The organism is Neobacillus drentensis (genome assembly GCF_036965645.1).
Taxonomy (GTDB): domain Bacteria; phylum Bacillota; class Bacilli; order Bacillales; family Cytobacillaceae; genus Neobacillus; species Neobacillus drentensis_D.
The window spans coordinates 1-1,079 of sequence record NZ_JBALPZ010000249.1; the positions used below are offsets into that span (position 1 = coordinate 1).

A 1,079-nucleotide genomic window follows, 5' to 3' on the forward strand; every position below is an offset into this window, starting at 1 on the left:
TCTACATTTTTCTTATCAACGACTACTGTAGGAACATTCTGAATTTTATCTATTGAATAGCCAAGAACTTGATGCATAAATACGTTTCGAATTAATTCACGGCCCATATCAACTGTACCAACATCAACAGTAGCTGTCAGTTCCCCTTGACGTATGGAATCAAAACCGGAATTAAGTCCGTCTGCACCAATAACCATGATGCCTTTCTTACCATCCCATAGTTTTAAGCCGCGTGATTTAACTGCCTGTACCGCACCTAAAGCCATTTCCTCATTCTCTCCATAGATTAAATCGACTTTCGGATTGGATTGTAACAAGTTCTCTGCTGCACTCATCCCTTTATCTCGAACATAATCACCGCGTTGTTCTGCTACGATTTTCATACCTGGAAATTCTGAAATTGCCTCTTCGAAACCTTTTTTACGTGAAGTAGCCCAGTATCCAGGTACACCCCAAATTAGTACAATATTTCCTTTTCCTTTCAACTTCTCAGCGGCATATTTGCCCACCTGGTATCCTGATTGGAACTCGTTGTTATAAGTGATTGCTGCAGTCGCTTTTAAATCCTTTTCATTCCACAATTCTGCTGGATAATTAAACAAATAAATCTCCGTTCCCTTTTTTCTTGCCTTTTCATAGACTGCGTTCATGGAATCAAAATCGCCTCCAGAACACACTAATATTGCATCAAATCCTAGTGAAGTCCAGTTTTCAATTGTAGCCACTTGTCTCTCAACGGAAGAAAAATCATCTGGTGCAGCCACTTCAAACTCGAAATTGACTCCAAACCGATCATGTATTTCATTCATCATCGTATAAGCACTATGGATAAAAATATCATAATGTTCAGATGCCGCTGGTGGTGCAAATCCAATTTTAAGCGTTTTCCCTTGTGCTGTTTCTCTCACCAATTTTTCAAAATTGCTATCTCCCCACTGATACACGTTTCCAGATGATTTTTGTCCTTGAGATGACGAAGTCTCTTGACTATTACTGCAACCTGACAATATCAATCCTACAATAGAGAAAAGTAGAATACTTAACTTGATTTTTTTTAACATGATTTAACCCCCTTAAAT

Annotated in this window: 1 protein-coding gene; it reads right to left on the minus strand. The window is 38.5% G+C overall.

Annotation, left to right across the window (positions count from 1 at the left end; all coding sequences use genetic code 11):
* A partial coding sequence (locus tag V7266_RS29770) for a sugar ABC transporter substrate-binding protein (RefSeq protein WP_335472844.1) occupies positions 1-1,061 on the minus strand: 1,061 nt, incomplete at its 3' end.
* Positions 1,062-1,079: the final 18 nt, after the last annotated feature.